The sequence below is a fragment of the Mesorhizobium sp. M0768 genome, from assembly GCF_040320195.1.
Taxonomy (GTDB): domain Bacteria; phylum Pseudomonadota; class Alphaproteobacteria; order Rhizobiales; family Rhizobiaceae; genus Mesorhizobium.
Genome location: NZ_JAMYPD010000013.1, coordinates 1 through 18617, shown reverse-complemented (window position 1 = coordinate 18617; position 18617 = coordinate 1). Strand labels below are relative to the sequence as shown.

Annotated in this window: 12 protein-coding genes; 7 read left to right on the top strand and 5 right to left on the bottom strand. The window is 58.0% G+C overall.

All coding sequences use genetic code 11. The features are described 5' to 3' along the window. Window positions 1–395 precede the first annotated feature (395 nt). Window positions 396–1073, top strand: a complete 678-nt coding sequence (locus NKI08_RS17875; RefSeq protein WP_023675618.1) for a LuxR C-terminal-related transcriptional regulator — start codon at window positions 396–398, stop codon at window positions 1071–1073. 183 nt (window positions 1074–1256) lie between these two features. Here the strand turns inward: NKI08_RS17875 and NKI08_RS17870 are convergent, their stop codons facing one another. Continuing rightward, entirely contained in the window at window positions 1257–2996 is a 1740-nt protein-coding gene (locus NKI08_RS17870; RefSeq protein WP_352472467.1) for a PAS domain S-box protein, read from the bottom strand. Between the two features lie 286 nt (window positions 2997–3282). Here NKI08_RS17870 and NKI08_RS17865 point away from each other — a divergent pair, with 286 nt between their 5' ends. From NKI08_RS17865 to NKI08_RS17845, 5 genes are all read left to right on the top strand, one after another. Beyond that, window positions 3283–3993 (top strand): helix-turn-helix transcriptional regulator, encoded by a 711-nt coding sequence (locus NKI08_RS17865; RefSeq protein ID WP_352472466.1) that lies wholly within the window; start codon window positions 3283–3285, stop codon window positions 3991–3993. A 279-nt stretch (window positions 3994–4272) separates the two neighbouring features. Continuing rightward, a complete protein-coding gene (locus tag NKI08_RS17860) occupies window positions 4273–5376 on the top strand; it encodes an NAD-dependent epimerase (RefSeq protein ID WP_352541735.1) in 1104 nt (367 codons plus the stop codon). A 460-nt stretch (window positions 5377–5836) separates the two neighbouring features. Then, complete coding sequence (locus NKI08_RS17855) at window positions 5837–7087, top strand: oligosaccharide flippase family protein (RefSeq protein ID WP_352472465.1); 1251 nt, start codon at window positions 5837–5839, stop codon at window positions 7085–7087. Further along, a complete protein-coding gene (locus NKI08_RS17850; RefSeq protein WP_352771201.1) occupies window positions 7084–8133 on the top strand; it encodes a glycosyltransferase family 2 protein in 1050 nt (349 codons plus the stop codon). Before NKI08_RS17855 ends, NKI08_RS17850 begins: the two co-directional genes overlap by 4 nt. Before the next feature lie 99 nt (window positions 8134–8232). Continuing rightward, window positions 8233–9282 carry a class I SAM-dependent methyltransferase gene (locus NKI08_RS17845; protein ID WP_352472463.1) on the top strand — a complete coding sequence of 350 codons (1050 nt, stop codon included), beginning with the start codon at window positions 8233–8235 and terminating at the stop codon, window positions 9280–9282. Window positions 9283–9577: 295 nt separating this feature from the next. Here NKI08_RS17845 and NKI08_RS17840 read toward each other — a convergent pair whose 3' ends face one another. From NKI08_RS17840 to NKI08_RS17825, 4 genes are read right to left on the bottom strand one after another with little or no spacing between them, the layout of a single operon-like run. Further along, window positions 9578–11794, bottom strand: a complete 2217-nt coding sequence (locus NKI08_RS17840) for a GumC family protein (protein WP_352771198.1) — start codon at window positions 11792–11794, stop codon at window positions 9578–9580. A gap of 1 nt (window position 11795) precedes the next feature. Then, complete coding sequence (gene asnB / locus NKI08_RS17835; RefSeq protein ID WP_352771317.1) at window positions 11796–13790, bottom strand: asparagine synthase (glutamine-hydrolyzing); 1995 nt, start codon at window positions 13788–13790, stop codon at window positions 11796–11798. A 4-nt stretch (window positions 13791–13794) separates the two neighbouring features. Continuing rightward, window positions 13795–15051: an O-antigen ligase family protein gene (locus NKI08_RS17830; RefSeq protein ID WP_352771196.1), complete on the bottom strand. Its 1257-nt coding sequence runs from the start codon at window positions 15049–15051 to the stop codon at window positions 13795–13797. Further along, window positions 15048–16268, bottom strand: coding sequence for a glycosyltransferase (locus tag NKI08_RS17825; RefSeq protein WP_352472459.1), 1221 nt, complete (start codon window positions 16266–16268; stop codon window positions 15048–15050). The genes NKI08_RS17830 and NKI08_RS17825 overlap by 4 nt, the downstream gene beginning before the upstream one ends. A 954-nt stretch (window positions 16269–17222) precedes the next feature. Between NKI08_RS17825 and NKI08_RS17820 the strand changes: the two genes are divergently transcribed. After that, on the top strand, window positions 17223–18323 hold the full coding sequence (locus NKI08_RS17820; protein WP_352771194.1) for a calcium-binding protein: 1101 nt from the start codon (window positions 17223–17225) through the stop codon (window positions 18321–18323). The last annotated feature ends 294 nt before the right edge of the window (window positions 18324–18617 follow it).

Here is an 18617-nt window from a genome sequence, read left to right as displayed (position 1 = left end):
CGTAGAAGACCGGTGAGATTACTCCACTGTCCCCTGATCCGGACATTGCATCTGGATGGTATGTGGCCGTCAGGGTGGATGTCGTCGTGCATTCGAATGGTAACAATTCAGCCGTTTTGCTGTTCTATATCTTTAGGCCTATAGCACTGCTGAACGACCGGCCGGTCTGTCAGCTGTCCAAAAGGTCAGAACGTATGTTCGACGACGTTCGGCGGGTTTCGCTCACAAGGGGCAAAAAAAGAGGAGCGTTTCCCGTCATTTAAGATTATATTAGAAATCTGGCGTTTGCGGTGTTGGGGGTGCCGCAGCGTCGGCTGGATGAATCGACGAGTGGATGGCCACGATTTTCAGGCCATTACCGTTCAATCCATTCAGATAGGCGTTGGGGTAATTCAATGTATCGAATCGTCATCGCCGACGATCACGGCTTGTATCGTCGCGGCTTGCGATTGGCACTGACCGCAGGCATTCCAGGTGTGGAGATCTTTGAAGCGTCCTGTTTCGACGCGGTGCTCAGTTTGCTGGCAGAGCAGTCGTTCGTGGATCTTGCGATCCTGGATCTGAATATGCCGGGCCTGTTCAATCAAGAAGTGCTCGGCGGGATCCTGTCTGCCTATCCGGACACGCGATTTGCGATCGTTTCCGGAAACGATTCACGCTCGGAAATACTCACAGCTCTGTCGATCGGGCTTCACGGCTACATCGTAAAATCGCAGACGGACGAAGAGGTTGTTTTGGCCGTCAATGAAATCCTCTCCGGCCGCATCTATGTTCCTGCACTTCTGTCACGCCCGGGAGCGACGCAAACAACCCACGCGCATACCCATTCCGACGACAAAGGCCCACAGAGGCGTACCGCTGGCGTCAACCTTGGCAGGCTGACTTCGAGGCAAAAGGAAGTCCTCAAGCTGATGGCGGAAGGCTATTCAAACAAGGAAATTGCGCGCGATCTGGAAATCGCGGAGGCGACCACGAAAATCCACGCTGCTGCGGTTCTGCGTGAATTGGGGGTACGCAATCGGACCGAGGCTGCCGTTATGCTGAAGACTTGGCTTTCGAGACATGCCAGCTAGAGCGCCGCGCGTCCTTTTGGACGTGCAAACGGCGTCGCAAGACTCCTCATGCATTTTACTGCATATCCCAAAGCCGCGGCGCAGCTTTGGGCCGACGACATTCTTGGAAGGAACCCTGCGCATCTCAAAGGCCGCTCAGCGCGACCCGCCTTTAGATATCTGCTTTCCGATTGGAGCACTGCACTACAATCCGATTTCCTTGCGTGACAGCCGCAGCGAATACCGTAACCCTTGGTCCGATATTTCCAGCCTGGGAGAGTGACCGACAAGCGGCGCTCCATCCACTCCGATTATCATGGAACCGAAGCCATGACGGACTACGCTCGAGGTCCGCCGCCGCCCCGATTCCACCCACTCGAACCCGATCTCGCTGCCTGTGTCTTCAGGTGCGAACGTCCAGCTTACGTCGATCCGGCCTTTTGGATCGCCAAGCGCTCCATACTTCATGGAATTGGTGGCAAGCTCGTGAACGATCATCGCAAAACTCTCGGCGGCGCCTCCCGACATCGTCACGGAAGGACCGCCGACCGATATGGCGCGTGTTCCCATATATGGTTGCAATTCTTGAGCAACGAGATCGTTTAGCGTCCCCGATACGCTGCCGTTGCGTGAAAGAAGCAGATGGGTTGCCTCAAGCGCGCGTATCCGGTCGATCAGCATTTCCTTGTATTTGGCAACATTGTTTCCAGGAGCATCGACCATTTTCACGAGCGCAGTGATCACCGCGAAAACGTTGCCGAACCTGTGGCGTTGTTCGAGCATAATGCGCTCCCGCTTCTTTGCCGCGGCGCGCAGCAGCGTGGTTTGTCGTCTCTCGCTCAGGTCGGCGGCCACTCCAAGCCGCTGTCCACCATCATCATGTCTTTCCTCCCTTCCGCGCAGCGCAACCCAGCGGATATGTCCGTCCGGTCGGCGGACGCGTATCTCGACATCGTAATTCGTGACCGATGGTGCGGCCTTTCTCGATGCCGCCAGCTTCGGCCAGTCCGCCGGATGAACGACAGCTGACAGCTCCTCCAAACTGCGGCTATTGGCCTGGGCCAGGCCGAGAATGTCCCAGAACGTGTCCGAGCCCGTGACTATCCCGTCTTTAAGGTCTATGCGCCACGTGGCCAAGCGTCCAGCAGACAGAGCGAGGTCCAGCCATTCCTTCTGGGCCCGAAGCGCTTCGTGAACAGCGCGTCGTTCCGAAATATCGTCGACCACCACGAAGATGCTCTCCGAGAGGCCACCCTCGGGCACGGACGAAGAAAGCGTTAGCCTGGCCCAGAATGCCGTACCGTCCTTTCGTGACAGACGCACCTCCGAAACGAACGAAGAAATGTCATTGCCCAGCCTCGCCAGCAATTGCGCCAAGGTATCCCGGTCGTTCGGATGGGCGAGCGTATCAAGCTGTAATTGGGCAAGCTCCTCCTCCCTGTACCCGGTCATCTCACAAAGGCGTCTGTTGGACTGCAGCAACTCACCTTTCTTGTTGGTGTTCGCGAATCCCATGGCAGCACGTTCGAAGGCCCAACGATAGCGGCTTTCGGTCGCCTCGACGGCAGCGAGCCTGGCCTCCGCGACTTCCAGCAACTCACGCAAGTCCTGCCGCAGACGATGGAAGGTCATGGCAATCACGCCACCCGAAACCAGAAGCAGGATTGCGCGTGCCCAGTCTCCACTTGAAATCTGATCGTGTCCTCGTGCCCACAGCCCGACAGCAACCATCAGAATGGTCGCAGCGAGCGCAGGTACGCGGTCTTCGAGATAAGCGATAATAATAATAGCCGGAATAAATTCCAGAAAACTTGCGCCTTGCCCAATATAGGCTGACGATTTTATTTCAAATATCAGTGTGGCAGCTAACACCGATGCAGACGCAATATGAGTTAGCAATCTGCCCGACGGGTTCGAATTCGACCTGCGCGACTGCGAGCTCATGGACACAGACTACAACCTTCTGACTAGCCCGTCGAGACTAGAGCAAAAAACGTACAGCTTAGTACCACTGCCGGATTGCCATACCACTATCATAGCGCGCATTTTATCGGACGCAGCGGGGCCTAAGAGCTGCCTTAGAACTGTCGGATCATATTAAGTTTTCAAGGTGATGATGAACGTATTATCCGTCAGCGCATAGAAGACTATAATCCAGCTACACATAGAAGACTACATGAATCCCGAATACTTATTTCGGGCGTGTGAAACTTTGGGTTAGGGGTAGAAAATGAATCTGATCGATAGACAGGTCGATGCTTCTTCGAACAATCGGTATATTGTTACGAGGACCAAGTATGATTTTGAAGCGCGGAATACGCGGCCCTCTTCTGGTCACCTTCCCGATCGCGCATCGGATCCATTGGGCGCAAGGTTCGGCGAACCAAAAGGCCGCAGTCTGGAATCCATAACCGGCGTGCTTGATCGCATTGGCTGTGGCTATCTCGTGTTGAATCGCGAAAGAAAAGTAGTCGAGTGGAACGCAGCCGCCCAAACCACGCTTGAGCGCCAGGGCGAAGCGGCCGACACGGCGAGCGGACTTACGGCCGCCCTAAGGCGGCTGATCGCGAATGTTCCGGGCCAATTCCTGCCGGGCTCATTGTCTTGGGTGGTGATCCGCAGCAGGGGCGACCGACCGGTGATACTGAACGAGAACGGCGTTATCGCTCCCGACGGAACAAGCATTGTGGCGCTGCTGGATCGCGACAACAGGTCGGGGCCAAATCCTCGGACGCTGCAAAGAATGTTTGGCTTGACGAGCGCAGAAACGCACCTCGCCTTGCGCTTGGCCCAGGGCGACGCACCTTTGGAGATCGCTCGCAGCTGGCGTCTCAGCCGCACCACGATCCGTTCCCAGCTTGCCTCGCTGTTCGCCAAGACCGAAACAAAACGCCAGGCGGAACTGGTGGCCCTTCTTGGGCGTATTTCGGTCCTGCCGTAAGGGCCGCGCAGTTGTTGGGGTCTAGTTGGCGGCATCCACATGCGACGGGGCTTGGTCGACCGGTGCTGGAGGCCGTTCCAACCTAGCTTGGCAGGTCACGTTGCGCAGCGCGTGGCCGGCGCCTGCTCACCTGTGCCGACGCCGACGCCCCGGCACATAACATCCCGGCACAATTGGCCGGGATCTCGGAATAGGCAATTCGACACTGTCGAGTGACGTCGAAGGGGCAAAAAATTGGATCATGATTTAAACGGTGGTTCCGTTCTTTCTGCGGAAAATATGGAAACCGCCCGATCCCGGTCAGACCGCGCCGTGAAGGAACTCGTCCCGATAGGACCGATCGTCGTCACCGGTGCTGCAGGCTTCATTGGTTTTCACGTCGCCTTGCGGCTTTTGCGTCTGGGTGTCGAAGTCATCGGCGTCGACAATTTCACCCCCTACTACGATCCACGACTCAAGGAAGCGCGGTTTGCACGTCTCTGTGCCGAGCCGGGCTTCACTTCGATGCGAATTGATCTGGCGGATGCCGCCCGCGTTCAGTTGCTGTTCTCAGAATTTCGCCCCTCACACTTTGTCCATCTCGCGGCTCAGGCCGGCGTGCGTCATTCACTTGCTGACCCGCATTGCTATGTGCAATCGAACATAGTGGCGTTTCTCAACGTCCTTGAGGGCTGCCGGCACTTCGGCGTTAGTCATCTCGTCTACGCTTCGTCGAGCTCCGTCTACGGCTCAAATCGAACCACACCGTTTTCTGAGCATCACGGCGCAGACCATCCTGTCAGTCTGTACGCCGCAACCAAGCGTTCAAACGAATTCATGGCGCATTCATACAGTCATTTATTCTGCTTGCCCGTGACCGGACTGCGCTTCTTCACCGTTTATGGCCCCTGGGGCAGGCCCGACATGGCAGTCTACATGTTCACGCGTTTGATTATCGAGGGGAAACCAATCGAAGTAGCCAATGCCGGCCGCGTGTGGCGAGACTTCACCTATATCGACGACGTCGCTGAGGGGGTGGTTCGAGCACTCGCTGCACCGCCGCGACCCGACCCGGGTTGGGATTTTCTTACCGCAGATCCCGCCACAAGTTCTGCACCGTACCGCGTCTATAATATTGGCAACGACCGGCCGGAGGAGATTAACCGGCTGATTTCGCTCATCGAGACCGCCCTTGGCTGCCGGGCGATTCGCGTGGAAGTGCCTCTACCACCGGGCGACGTTCTGGAGACTCGCGCCGACGTGAGTGATCTTCGTAACGCTGTCGGCTTCGCCCCGGCGACAACGCTCGAGGACGGAGTGCAACGCTTTGTCGAATGGTACCGGGACTTTCATGGAACGAACATCGCAGCCAGCACACAGCAACAAACGTTAATGCATGTGTAAGCCCACCGTGTAATCCGCGCCTTGTCGGAGCGACGAATCCACGCGTCGGCCATCCTTGTCGCGGCTGCTGGTCTGGTCAAAAGATCCAGTTGGTACCGCATAACGTGACGACGACATTCCCGAGCATCGATGCCCGCGCGATCCCCGCAGAAATCAGTTCATCGCGGGCAAGTCCAACGAGCGGTCTCAATTTCAGAGCTGCAGTTGTGCCCCGCCCGGAGCACAAAGAATTCGCTACATCGCCGCTCCGCCGAACGATGTCATTCAGATGGATGATGGTGACGTTCAGGCCCCATCGTAAGCTCCGGTCAACCGCATTTTGCCTCCTCGGAATCGCGAGCTCATGTCCCAAAGCTACTTTCTGAGATCCAGGACGGTTCCTACGGTCGAGAAAATAATCACCCGTGTTCCTCCAAGCCCGATCGGCAGTATTCTGCGCGCGGCAGGAGGCGTTTCGGCCATGGCGATTGCCGGTCAGTTGACTCTCGTCGCCGCTATTCCCGTTTTGGCCCGGCTCTATTCCCCGGCAGATTTCGGGATCTTCACGATTTATCTTTCGATCGTAAACATCCTCGGCGCGATCGCAGCACTGCGTTTCGAGGCCTCTCTCTATGGTGTCAAGGACAATGCGCGGGCGTATGTGACTGTTAAGCTCATTCTCCTGGCTGTGTCGGTGACGAGTGTCCTCGCCTTTGCGGCAGGACTGCTGTGGGCGAGCATCGCTCCAGCGCGGGTCGGCCACCTCGCCTGGCTCGTTCCACTTGGGATGGCGGGCGCAGGTCTCGTCGAAGCCATGAACTGCTGGAGCCTGCGCGCAGGCCTGCTACGAGACTTCGCCCTCGGCCGGCTGATCTTGCCGGCGACCATGGCCCTGCTGCAATTGATTTTTGGGCTCGCCCATTTCGGAGGTGAGTCGATGGTACATGCCCATATCCTGAGCCAATTCATTTTTATCGGACTCCTCGGCTCTCGGATTCTGAGCTGGAAGGACTTACACGGCGTCGCCCGAGCGCCGTGGCGTACCGTCTTTGCCGTCGCCAGGCGAGAATACAAGTTTCCGTTATTTGACATTCCCTCAGCTCTCGCGAGTTTCGCCATTATCAATCTTCCCGCAATACTTGTTGGTTCGCTGTTTGGCGCCGCTTTTGCGGGTTACCTGGGAGTGGCAGCGCGGCTGGTGACTGCGCCGGTCACGCTGATCGCCACCCCGCTCAGCAATGTTTTTGTCTCCGAGGCGAACAAAAACAGTGATCGCAGACATCTGCTCGGCACCGCACGCGGCCTCTTGATGCTTTCAGCCTGCCTCACTGCATTGCCAATATTGGCGCTTGGCTTGGCTGCGCCATATATTGTCGTCCCCCTGCTGGGCCCGCCCTGGGTTCCCGCCGCAGACATTATGACCGCGCTGGCGTTCATGGGGGCTGCGCAGGCGTTGGCGACGCCACTTCAAGATGTCCCAGCTCTCCTGCGCCGGCAGGAGCTACGGCTTCTCGTCGACGGCGCGCGGACGGCGCTGGTGTTTGGTCCGCTTCTTGCCGGTGCTGAGGCAGGTTGGGAACCACTCAAGGTCATTTATCTGATGGCGGCCGGCGGCGGCGTCGGGTTTGCACTGAAAACGGCGGCCTCTCTGTATATTTTGAGCCATGCCATTAAACCAGCGGGAGCTGCCATACCAAAACAAGGTCATCATCTCGAGGGAAAAGCACCATGAAACAATCGCAGCTTGATCAGCTCCAAACGACCGCTGTGGTTGACCAACATCATCGCGCTGATGCTTCGCGACTGCGCCCTTTCATTTCAGTTGCAATCCCAACCTTTCGCCGACCGGACACGATCCGCCGGGCAATGGATAGCATTCTGAGTCAGAATTTTTCCAGTTGGGAGTTGGTCGTCAGCGACGACGAGGGCCGGGACGGACCGACCTGGGCAATCGTGGCCGAGTATGCGCGGACCGAGCCTCGCATCCGAATTGTCGAAAACTGCCGGGGCCGCGGTCAGGTAGAGAATACCAACAATGCCATGCTCGCTTGCGCCGGAAAATGGATCAAGCTGCTCCATGACGATGACTGGCTCGCCCCGGGCGCACTCAAGACCTTTGCCGAGGTTTCCACCAAGCATCCCTCAGCTGCATTCATGACCTGTGCAGCCAATATAATTGAGGACGATCGGATGAAATTCCGATTGCCACCGCAGGGGCGGCAACGAATTTCCGTCTACTCAAGCCAGCAATGCCTGACGGACCTCTATCTGGTCCGCACGACGCGGAGCCTTGGGATCATCCCATCGACGCTTTTGATCAACCGCGACGTCATTCACGCGGGTTGCCTGATGCGCGCCCATAATTCAATCCCAGCTGGAGTCGACCAGCTGTTCTTTGTCGATCTGGCCTGCCACGGAGACATGGTCGCGATAAACGATGGCTTGATCTTCTACGACGCGACGAACCACCCGAGCATCACTACAACCAAGAGTTTCGATGAGGTCGATCAGGTAACGCTTGCCGTCAAAGAGCTTAACTGGAACCTCATCGAGGATCGTAAACATCTTCCCTGCCCTGAGACTCTGTTACGGGCGCTGCGGGTTGCTCGTCTTCCCAGCAGATTCCACCAGCAACCCTGGCGGGCGACGATCCGAGATGCGATGCAAATTCTTCGCCCGTCAGTTATGAAAATAGCGAGCCAGCACATTCTTACTTACGTGTTCGCGATCCGCCCGAGACTGGGTCGATCGCGTAGCCTGAGACGATTTAGCTTCTGAGCATGGCGGCATCGTCGAGCGCGACGGCGGGCGGGCTGGGGCGCATCATATACCGTCGAAGGCGGCTTTCCTTCGGTCTGGCCTTTAGGGGTAAGCGAGATGACCATTTGTCCGGCGTGTGCCAGTGTATCAACCGCGAAATTGTTCGAAGTGACAGCAGATGAGGCCTCTCGACATTTCATCAATCCGCGTCAGGACCCCGATCGCTCTCGAAAATTAACAAGCCACCTGTCGGATCTCTGGGGCAGCAACACATGCGATATCCGCAAATGCGCAGATTGCGGATTCGGTTTTGCAGATCCCTTCGTCGCTGGCGGCGTTGAATTTTATAACTTAGCCTGGGCGTACCCTTCCTATCCGACCATGAAATGGGAATATTCAAGGACTATCGAAGAGCTCGCGGGCCTGAAGACTGGCGGAAAAACTGCCCTCGAAGTGGGGTCTGGGTTCGGATATTTTCTCGATCGCATCAAGAATAAATTCTTCCATGTTTCCGACATCTCTGCGGTCGACTACAACGAAACGGCGAGGTCTGTACTGGCGTCGAAAGGCTTTAAGACCTATTCAGGCGATTTTCGGATGGACAGCTTCGATTCTATGAAAGAGTCCTTCGACTTTATTTTCATGTTTCAAGTCTTCGAGCATATGGACCAAGTGGACGACGTTTTTGCTCGATTGAAATATCTTTTGAAGGCGCAAGGATCTGCCTTTATCGCCGTGCCAAATGAAAACAGAACTTACTACATGGAGTCCCATGGCTCGCTCATAGACATGCCACCAAACCACATCGGCCGATGGACGAAAGAAGCCTTCGATGCCATATGTCAGCGGCACGGCTTGCAATTGAGCAAGTGCGAGCGGGAGCCGTTCAATCTCGCCAAATTCCTGAAACAAGACATCGTCCACAGCTTTTTCCGAAAGGGAGAGAAACCAGGTAGCGTGAGTGAGTTCGTGCGCGCCCTGCCGCGAAGCAAAGCGCAACGGATTGCGCAAGGTTTGACTGCCCTTGCGATTTCACCATCGCGGTTGCCGGCATGGGCATACGCGGTCAGGAATGCATCGACGATGGGGGGGAGCGCACTCTGGGCAAAGATCGACAAAGTCTCGTCACCTGCGCTACGGATTCATCGCCAAGCCAAGCAGCGATGAGCGGGTCCGCGTGAAGGGTGATTTCGACACCACTAGGCGCGCGGTGAACGCCAAGCAGACGAAGGACGGCGTCAGGCGCGTTGCCTCAGATGGGGTCCGGAATTCATGAATGCCCGTCCGGCGGCTCCTGGCCGTAGGTTCCGTTGTGACACTTCGGACCCACGCTCCGGATGGATCTCTCCGCGACAACCCCAGCTACTGCCGGATGGCCCGCGCCCAGCAGCCGATCGGCGCAGCGCCTAGCGCGGTGATTTTCAACCAAGCGGGAAGTGCGCAACAACAAGAGCCGCGCTCGTCATGTCCTCTCCAGCAAGAGGTCAGCGCTGTCCCCGAACCGGTAACCAGCGTGCTTCCTGAGATTAACCTTCGTGAGAACGCTTGCGACGGGGACCGAAGCTGGTGCATCGCCCGCAAGCAGGTCCAGAACGCCTCGCGCGATGCTGCGTCGCGTTTTCGCCCAGCGAACGGCGAAAAGAACCACGTCACCCCAGCCTGTCAGGAGCCTGGCCTCTGGTCCCTCAAGCCCCAGCGGTCCATTTATGATGACGACCCGATAGATCGAGTGCAGTTCATCTTTGAAAGGGGAGCCGTCGACACTGGACAGCAAGGGCAGCAGATCCTCCGACGGTGCGAGCGCCATGAAGTCGATCCCGATCGCCGACATTCCTGCTATCGCATCGTGCAGTGCACAACGGTCACTCACATAGTCTCCGAAAAAATTGTGCGGCTTACGTGCGCTGAATTCCTTCACAAACTCGCCCGTAAGGCGGTGGTCCGTGCGGTCCAGATCAATGAAGAGTACTCGCCCTCCAAGTCTGGTGGCCGCCAAGGCCATGCTCCATGCGAGCTCGGTCTTGCCATCATCCTCACCGCAGGATGTTATCAAGATTATGTTCGAGTAATCCCTTGCCTGTTGGGGCGCCGCGGCGACAAGCAGGGACGTCACGGCGCGGCTGTATCTGCACCCCTGCTGGCCTGAAACCAGCTGCTGCAGTCGCTTCGCGTGCGTTGTGGGAGCCTGGGGTATTAGCCCGAGGCACGGAACCTTGAGCGCTGCTTCAGCTTCGGCCTCTCCGCGCAATGTGCGATCGAAGCGTTGGCGGACAAGTATGAAAATCCCTCCAATCAGGCCAAACACGACCATGCCAGGCGGAATAAGAAAAATTGGTGAAAGAGTCGTTGGATTGGTAGGGGGCCACGCCGCTGAGAGAAGCCTGACTCCGGGGGATGGACTTGCAATACGCCGCATCAAGTCCTGTTGCCGGGTCAAAAGGTCGTTGTAGCGCTGCGTCAGGATGCTGACCTGCGGCTCGAGAGCACGCAGTCCGGAAAGCCGGCCGGCTGTATCGGCCACAACCGCATCTAGGACATCCTTACGCTTTTGCAGCGCCGCAATCTGGGAGCGATAGATGTTTGCCTCAGCGGCGACGCGGGCGATTTCTTGTTCGATCTCACGATCGATCGCATTTGTGACATTCTCATCTGCCGTGCCGTTGGCCTGGCCTGCCAAGAGATCGGCCAGCAAGGGTGATCCGATGGCTTCGGCTACCGAGGCAACGGGCGCGCCCCCCTTTCGCAAGTCCTGAATCTGTTGGAGTCGGGATTCCGTTGCGGAGAGGTCCGCTTTCGACAAGGAAATTTGCTGAGTGAGTTCGGCTGTCTCCTTGGCAGCATTGTCCGCCGCACCTTGATCGACCGCGCCATGGCTCAACCGATATCTCTCCAGACGATCGGTCGCTTCTGCCAGACTGCTTTGTATAGTCGGCAGCCCGGAGACTATCGAGTCGAGTTCCAGCCTGTCCGACGCTTGGCTTTTCCTTGCCAGATCGCCAATATACACTTCGACGAACGTGTTGGCGATCAGAGCGGCTCGCGCCGGATCGTGATCGGTGAAGCCGACACTGATAACTCTCGATCGCAACTCCTGGCCGATCCTCATACCTTCACGCAGCACCTTGAGTTCAGCCGCATCTGGCGCCGCCGGCGTGCTTCGCGGCCAAATTTTGGCCAGCAAATCGGCTGGAACCGAGCGCAAATTCAGCGGCTCGACGCCAACAGGCTTCGGAGGATGGTTTCCGGTTCGAGCACCAGCCTGTTTAGCCCCATTGGCAGCATCTGTTTTGCGCAGCGCTGCCACTACGCTTCGCAGGTGGCTTTGCGATGAGAGCATGGTGATATGGTCGTCAATGCTGGAATCCAGCTGATCCTGAGCAGAGATCAAGCCGCCGGCAGGGGCTGCTCTACTAGGTGCGTCGACGATTACCTGCGTGGTGGCCTCGTATAGGGCAGGCCGTGCAAGCCCTCCAAGCGCGGCCAAGACACCGCCTGCGACGACCATGGCCAGGAGGAACCACTTTTTTCTTGAGAGGGTGACGAGGAGCTGATGGAGCGGGGTTTGCGTGTCCATCTGCTCACGCAACGGCCGTTTCATGCGCGGAGTGATTTCGCGCGCAGGCAAGTGCATTTCGGTAACGTGCGGAAGGTGGATGCGGCTAACTATGGACCCTTCCATCTTAATCTCCTGTAAGTTCGGGCACGCGAGAACCCGTTGCTAGCGGCGATGGCCGCCTTGCCTCGTTGTGCCAGGCCTGGAACATCAAAGCCGGCCACAATTCGCGAGAATGGTCGTGCCTGCCATCGACGTGACCGCGCCAGCACGCATCCACCTTCGCAAGGTCGAAAATTCCGTCTCCGGAGATGCGCATATCGGCGACAAGATCGTTTGCCCAACTGAGCAGCGGGCCCCTCAGCCAGACTGCTATAGGAACATCGAAACCTTGCTTTGGCCGCTCGATCAGTCGCTGCGGAACGTACCGGCGCAACAACTGACGAAGGATCCACTTACCTTTGCCATTACGAACCTTGGTATTCGTCGGCAGGCGCCAGGCGAATTCGACAACCCGATGATCGAGTAGCGGGCACCGCCCCTCGAGGCTGTTGGCCATGCTGGCGCGGTCCAGCTTCACCAATATATCGCCGGGCAGGTAGCCGTCCATATCGTCATACAAAAGACGGGACAGCAGCCCATCAAGCCGGTGCTCGACGTGGATTGATGAGGGGGGCTGGTGCAGGCTGAGGTTCTCGGTCGACGATCTCGTCAGTCGCCGAAACAACTCGTCCTCATCGGCTGCAGCGAGTAGCTGAGCGAGGCGATCCAGCCGGTCGCCCCGCAGCGCATGCCGTGCACCCTCCGAAAGCGGCAGCTTCCCGACGAGATCGTGACGGGCTGCACGGGCCAGTAACCCAGTGCCTGCCGCGAGCGCCCGACGCAGTGCCGACGGCAGAGTATGCTGTCGTCGCAGGCGGGCAGCCATGAAGTGGCGGGCGTAGCCGGCGAAGCATTCGTCGCCACCGTCACCCGACAGAGCCACCGTAACGTGCCGGCGGGCGAGCCGCGCCACCAGCAGAGTTGGTATCTGCGATTCGTCAGCGAAAGGCTCGTCCCAGATCTGCGGCAATTCTGGAATGACTTCGCGCGCTACGGCAGCCGAAAGGTGGAGTTCGGTATGGTCGGTGCCCAGATGCCGCGCGACTTCCGCCGCGTGGGGAGCCTCATCGAACCCGCCCTCTCCGAAAGCGATCGTGAACGTGCGCACCGGCTTGTCCGATTGAGCCTGCATCAGGGCTACAACCGTCGAGCTGTCTATTCCGCCCGACAGGAAGGCCCCGAGCGGAACGTCAGCGATCATGCGCTCCCGAACGGCAAGTCGAAGCAGGCCATCCAGTTCAGTGGTAAGTTCTTCGTCACTGCCGACGACCTGCTCCGCCCGCCCTTTGGCGGCGGTTTCGGCTAGCGACCACCAGTATCGAATACGATGCGCTAGCGAGGCGGCACTTCGCGACGCGGCGAAGTCAGCGGCCGTCACCGACAGGACCGAACCCGGCGGTAATTTGAACACGCCTCGCCAGATGCAGCTGTCATCCGGTACCCATCCGTTCGAAAGCATCGCCGCGGCCGCATTGATATCGAGCTCCTGACAAAAACCTGGAAAACGGGTGATCGCCTTCAACTCAGAGGCAAAAACAAGCGCATCACGTGTTGAGGCGACATAAAGCGGCTTTTTGCCCATTCGGTCGCGGGCGAGATGGAGCGTCCTCGTCTTCAGATCCCATAGTCCTAGCGCGAACATTCCGGCGAAGCGTGTGAGTGCTTTTTCGAGGCCCCAATTCTCAATGGCGGCAAGCATGACCTCGGTATCGCTGGTGCCCCTGAAATGACTACCTGTACTTTCCAGCTCGCAGCGCAGATCGCGGAAATTGTATATTTCGCCGTTAAACGTAATGACGTATCTGCCGCTTTCGGAATGCATTGGCTGGCAGCCCGCCTCCGACAGATCAACAATGGCCAAACGCCTGTGACCGAAGGCAAGCCCGGCTTCGCTATGTATCCAGAATGCCTCGCCATCCGGTCCGCGGTGACGAAGCGCGGCCGTCATTTGCTCTATTGCCTTGAGCGGCTTCGTGTCGGCTGAATCGGGGGCAAGAAGAATTCCGGCAATACCACACATGCCATTAACCCGGATTGTTGGAGATTGCAGAAACTGCTTTCGGAGCACCGGCGACAAGGCAGATGGTCAGCGCAAACCACACGATCGGGTGACGGATGATCAGGTGCGGCATTCCGAAAATAGCGATTGACACCACGAGCGCTAACAGCGCGTCGAGCTTCGCACGCCATACCGACACGATGGCGGCGCTGACGATCCAGACCAGCGCCAGAACCGCAGTAAGTCCACCTTGAGTGTACAGGTCGAGGATCGTGTTGTGAGCCTCGAAGGGTCGTTCCAGAAATTGCGATTCGAACACTGATGGGCGCTCGAGATGCGGACCTGGACCAAGGCCCAACGACCCGGATTCCGCGCCCTTCTCTATTGCTTCGTCCCAGAGATGCACGCGGAGTGCGGCGGTTTCGGCAGTGGCCTCGCCGCCCTTGTCCTTGGTCAGGCCCTTGGCGAAGTTTTCGAGGACGCTCGCCTCCGTCACGGCGTAGGGGGTTATCGCGATCGCCAACGGAAGGATACCGACGAGCAACAGGAGGACGGCTTGCCGTGAAAAGCTGCCCCTGTTGCCACCGGTCTTGAGCCATGTCCTGATCCGCAGCCCGAGGAACGTCAGGCAGGTCAGGATACTGGTATACAAATAGGTATCGCTCTTTGTCAGCCTCCCGACATAGAAGGTTAGGAACAAGCTGGCGATCCCAAGAAACCTGCCCCATCGATTGCTGGTGGTGGTCGCAAGATGCAAGGCTAGCAGGCCAAAGATTGCGCAGTAGAGCGCGAGCTGATTTGGATTGTGCGACCAGCCGCGAAAGCGGTCCCAGTACCAGGGATCGACGCCAGCTCGGGGGATCCAGCCCCAGCCCTGTCCCAGCTGAATGGCAAGGGCCATATTCGCGATACCCACGACCCACCAGCCAGTACGACGGAGATGGCGGTCGGCGTCGGGTTCTGCAGCGGCAAGGCAGGTGACGCTGACCAACAGCAGGTAGGCCATCGTATCGTGCATCAGGCCCGTCAGGTATAGAACTGTGGTCAGATAGCCGACAACGGTGCCGACCCCCAGAGCCAGCGCCATGATCGTCCAGTAACTTGCAAGGAGTGTCAGCGCCGGCCTGGTCTCCAGGCGACCGCCGGCAAGGACGCGCGCGATCGACAGCATGATCCAAAGCACGAGGAACAGTTCGCCAATCCCCAAGGGCGACCCGGGAATGTCGAGTTGCTCCGCATAGGTCGTTGCGAGCCCGCAGGCCAGGATCGCGTCCCGGATCATCGGCGCACATCCAATCTACCGCTGACAGCATCGTCTCTAATTAAGACCGGATACGCCGGTCGGGCGAGGCCACCGTGGGATTTGGCGCCAAGGATATTTTCGTACAGATCGCAATACTGAGCGACCACCCGCGGCAGCGCGAACTGCTCACGGACGAGTTCGACAGAACGACCGCCCATGATTTTTCCGTGACTGCGGTCGGACAGGATGTCGACTATTCGAGATGCAAGGCCATCGGCGTCGTAGGGTTGGACTAGGTAGCCGTTCCATCCATCCTCGACCACCTCATTGCAGCCGGGCATCTTTGAGGCGACCATGGGCAATCCCGCCAGCCCTGCCTCGAGCAGGACGCGCGGGATTCCTTCTCGATATTGTGTGGGGAAGGCGAACACGTCGGCCATGCCAAGAAGGGCTGGAACATCGCGTCGTGGGCCTAGCGCGATGATATGAGGAGCGTGTCTATCGATTTCCGACTTGTCGAATGCAAATGGACCTTCGGACTCCCAAGGGCCGACAAGCACGAAACGCGCATTAGGCCTTTTAGAAAGGACGCGGGGGACTGCTTGGAGCAGCGTCGGGATGCCCTTCTGGCGGGTTAGCCGGCCCACAAAAATTACGATCTCTGCTGACTGGAGCCCGAGTTCCTGGCGCATTTTCGCCGCCGGCGGAGCAAGATGCCTCGCCATAGCGAACGCATCGACATCGATGCCAGAACTGCGGATCACTCTTCCGCTGCCAGGTTCAATCAATCGAAAGCGCTTGAAGAAAGCCTCATCGTCCCGATTCTGAAATACCGTCGCTGCCGTCCAGAAGGAGGCAAGCCATTGTAGTCCGCAAAAAATTGGACGTAAGGCCAGAGCACGCGGTTCCAACGATGAGAATGTCCAGCCCAGGCCGTTGATCGTGCGCACGACCGGGACCGTTCCGCGCACCGAAATGGGTGTCAGCAGGTTAGGCTTGGTATCGAAGCTTTGGACGATGTCAGGCCGAAGTTCCGCAAGCAATTTCCGAATCGCTCTTACAGCGGTCCACTCGCCAGTGCCGCTGGCAAATCGGTCGAAACCGTAGCGGCGATGCGGAATGCCATGCCGCAAAAACGCAGCCTCATCGCCGGTTGAAACTGCCGTGACCCGGAAGCCGCTTTCGCGCAGCGACATTAGGAACGGAATTCTCAGGGCGTGATCTTCGCCTCCCACACAAACGAGATGCGGATTCATCGCGAAGCTCCCGTCCGTGCGCCGTGTTCCGGTCGCGTGAAGTAACTGCCTTTCGCATCTGCTTTCATGGTTTTGCTTCGTTACTTCTGTGCGCGTGAAAGGATACGGTAGGAGGAGGCTTGCATACTGTCCTCGTCTGTTTGAATGAGGCAAACTGCATGGGGATCACGGCCTTACGGGTATCGCGAACCGCCTCGACGGCATCTGGTGGTGCATAGGAACGGGTACGGTGATGAATTGCGCCTCGAACTCTAGGGGTTCGGCCAAGCCGGACTTGCAACTGATAAGGCAACCGAAGAAAGCGCTTCCGACAGTCGTGCGTTGTACGGCTGCTCTACGCTGGGCGCGTCGGATTCCTAAGCTCCCGGTCCGGGTTCGCGCCTCAGCTTGTCCCGCTTGTGCTACCAGGCATGATAGTCGACCCCTCAGCCACAACTCCTGGCGCAACCTGCCTCCTTGCGACCAGCGGATAAGCCGATTCGGACCGTTCCGACGCCGGCGACCTGATCTGCCGACCGATTTCACGCGACGAACGCGCGGACACCTACGAATTATCCACAACTAATTGGTTGCGGGATTGAGACTGTGGAGGGGTCTGGCTCTTAGGTGAACGTCTGTCTGATCTCTCAATGCGCGGGTGAACAGTTAGATAGAAACATAATTCACAAGTTTATTTCAGCGATCTGCAAGATACGCTCTAGATATTAACTATCTGTCTTTCAATCTAACCAGATGGGCTGGATAAAACACGGCCCTTTGATGGGATCATATTCTTGTTACTTATTTATTATGTCCATGGAAGTTACTCCTTCCGTGCAGCATTCCTATTGGCGATCAACCATTCTATCAGAGCCTGCAGGTATGTGATTTGGCGCTAATATACACCCTCTAGTAGGCAGACATCCGCGGGGCGCTATCGAATCAAAATGAGGGATTGGCGGCGGCGCCGACACGATGACCGGCTATGGCGGCAACGACACCTACTATGTCGACAATGCCGGCGACAGAGTTTACGAGGCGGTGGGCGGCGGCAACGACAAAGTGCTCGCCTCGGTAAGCCATGCCCTCTTGGCCGGCTCGCAGATCGAGCTTCTCGCCACCACCAACGCGTCCGGCACGACGGCCATTAATCTTACAGGCAACGAGTTCGCCCAGAGCATCCAGGGCAATGCCGGTGCCAACATCATCAACGGCGGCGGTGGCGCCGACACGATGACCGGCTATGGCGGCAACGACACCTACTATGTCGACAATGCCGGCGACAGGGTTTACGAGGCGGTGGGCGGCGGCAACGACAAAGTGCTCGCCTCGGTAAGCCATGCCCTGTTGGCCGGCTCGCAGATCGAGCTTCTCGCCACCAGCAACCCGTCCGGCACGACGGCCATCAACCTCACCGGCAACGAGTTCGCCCAGAGCATCCAGGGCAATGCCGGTGCCAACATCATCAACGGCGGCGGTGGCGCCGACACGATGACCGGCTATGGCGGCAACGACACCTACTATGTCGACAATGCCGGCGACAGGGTTTACGAGGCGGTGGGCGGCGGCAACGACAAAGTGCTCGCCTCGGTGAGCCACGCCCTGTTGGCCGGCTCGCAGATCGAGCTCCTCGCCACCACCAATGCGTCCGGTACGTCTGCAATCAACCTGACCGGCAACGCCTTTGCCCAGACCATCCAAGGCAATGCCGGCGCCAATGTCATCAATGGTGGCGGCGGTGCTGACATCTTGACCGGTAACGGAGGCAATGATGCATTCGTGTTCAACAGCGCTCTTGGAGCCGGCAATATCGACAAGATCACCGACTTCAACAAGCTCCAGGACAAGATCCAGCTCGACGACGCCGTTTTTGCCGGGCTTAAGCTTGGAGGCCTCTCATCCCATGCTTTCTTTGCTGGCACGGCTGCGCATGATAGCTCCGACCATATCATCTACAACAGTTCAACCGGAGCGCTCTCTTTCGACACCGACGGTATCGGCGGCGCAGCTCAAATACAGTTCGCCACTCTCTCTCCAGGTCTGTCGCTTACGGCAGGTTCGTTCCTTGTGATCTGAACGGCCCGGAACGGCGGACCTTCAATTCGAGACGGTCCGCCGCTCCGTCTTTGTTCAAGCACCGGATTTTTCCAAAGCGGGATGCCCATTTCTGGCTGATGCTCAACCTTCGTCACCCAGCGGGTTCGAGTTGTGTGCGTCAAGTTCAGCAAAATGGCGTGGCATTGCGTTGACGTCGGCGTGTCCGCCGCGCAGCCCCCCTGTTTAGCGGAGCGGCGGACACATGACGGTGCTCAGGCGGCCAAGGCCCTCAGGCTCTCCTTCTTGTGCTCGCGCAGATGAGAACGCTGGTAG

Bases quoted from the DNA above. Each gene is read 5' to 3' on its own strand.
- NKI08_RS17860 (WP_352541735.1), top strand. From the start codon at position 4,273: ATGGAAACCGCCCGATCCCGGTCAGACCGCGCCGTGAAGGAACTCGTC.
- NKI08_RS17825 (WP_352472459.1), bottom strand. From the start codon at position 16,268: ATGAATCCGCATCTCGTTTGTGTGGGAGGCGAAGATCACGCCCTGAGA.
- asnB (WP_352771317.1), bottom strand. From the start codon at position 13,790: ATGTGTGGTATTGCCGGAATTCTTCTTGCCCCCGATTCAGCCGACACG.
- NKI08_RS17845 (WP_352472463.1), top strand. From the start codon at position 8,233: ATGACCATTTGTCCGGCGTGTGCCAGTGTATCAACCGCGAAATTGTTC.
- NKI08_RS17875 (WP_023675618.1), top strand. From the start codon at position 396: ATGTATCGAATCGTCATCGCCGACGATCACGGCTTGTATCGTCGCGGC.
- NKI08_RS17865 (WP_352472466.1), top strand. From the start codon at position 3,283: ATGAATCTGATCGATAGACAGGTCGATGCTTCTTCGAACAATCGGTAT.
- NKI08_RS17830 (WP_352771196.1), bottom strand. From the start codon at position 15,051: ATGATCCGGGACGCGATCCTGGCCTGCGGGCTCGCAACGACCTATGCG.
- NKI08_RS17870 (WP_352472467.1), bottom strand. From the start codon at position 2,996: ATGAGCTCGCAGTCGCGCAGGTCGAATTCGAACCCGTCGGGCAGATTG.
- NKI08_RS17820 (WP_352771194.1), top strand. From the start codon at position 17,223: ATGACCGGCTATGGCGGCAACGACACCTACTATGTCGACAATGCCGGC.
- NKI08_RS17855 (WP_352472465.1), top strand. From the start codon at position 5,837: ATGGCGATTGCCGGTCAGTTGACTCTCGTCGCCGCTATTCCCGTTTTG.
- NKI08_RS17840 (WP_352771198.1), bottom strand. From the start codon at position 11,794: ATGGAAGGGTCCATAGTTAGCCGCATCCACCTTCCGCACGTTACCGAA.
- NKI08_RS17850 (WP_352771201.1), top strand. From the start codon at position 7,084: ATGAAACAATCGCAGCTTGATCAGCTCCAAACGACCGCTGTGGTTGAC.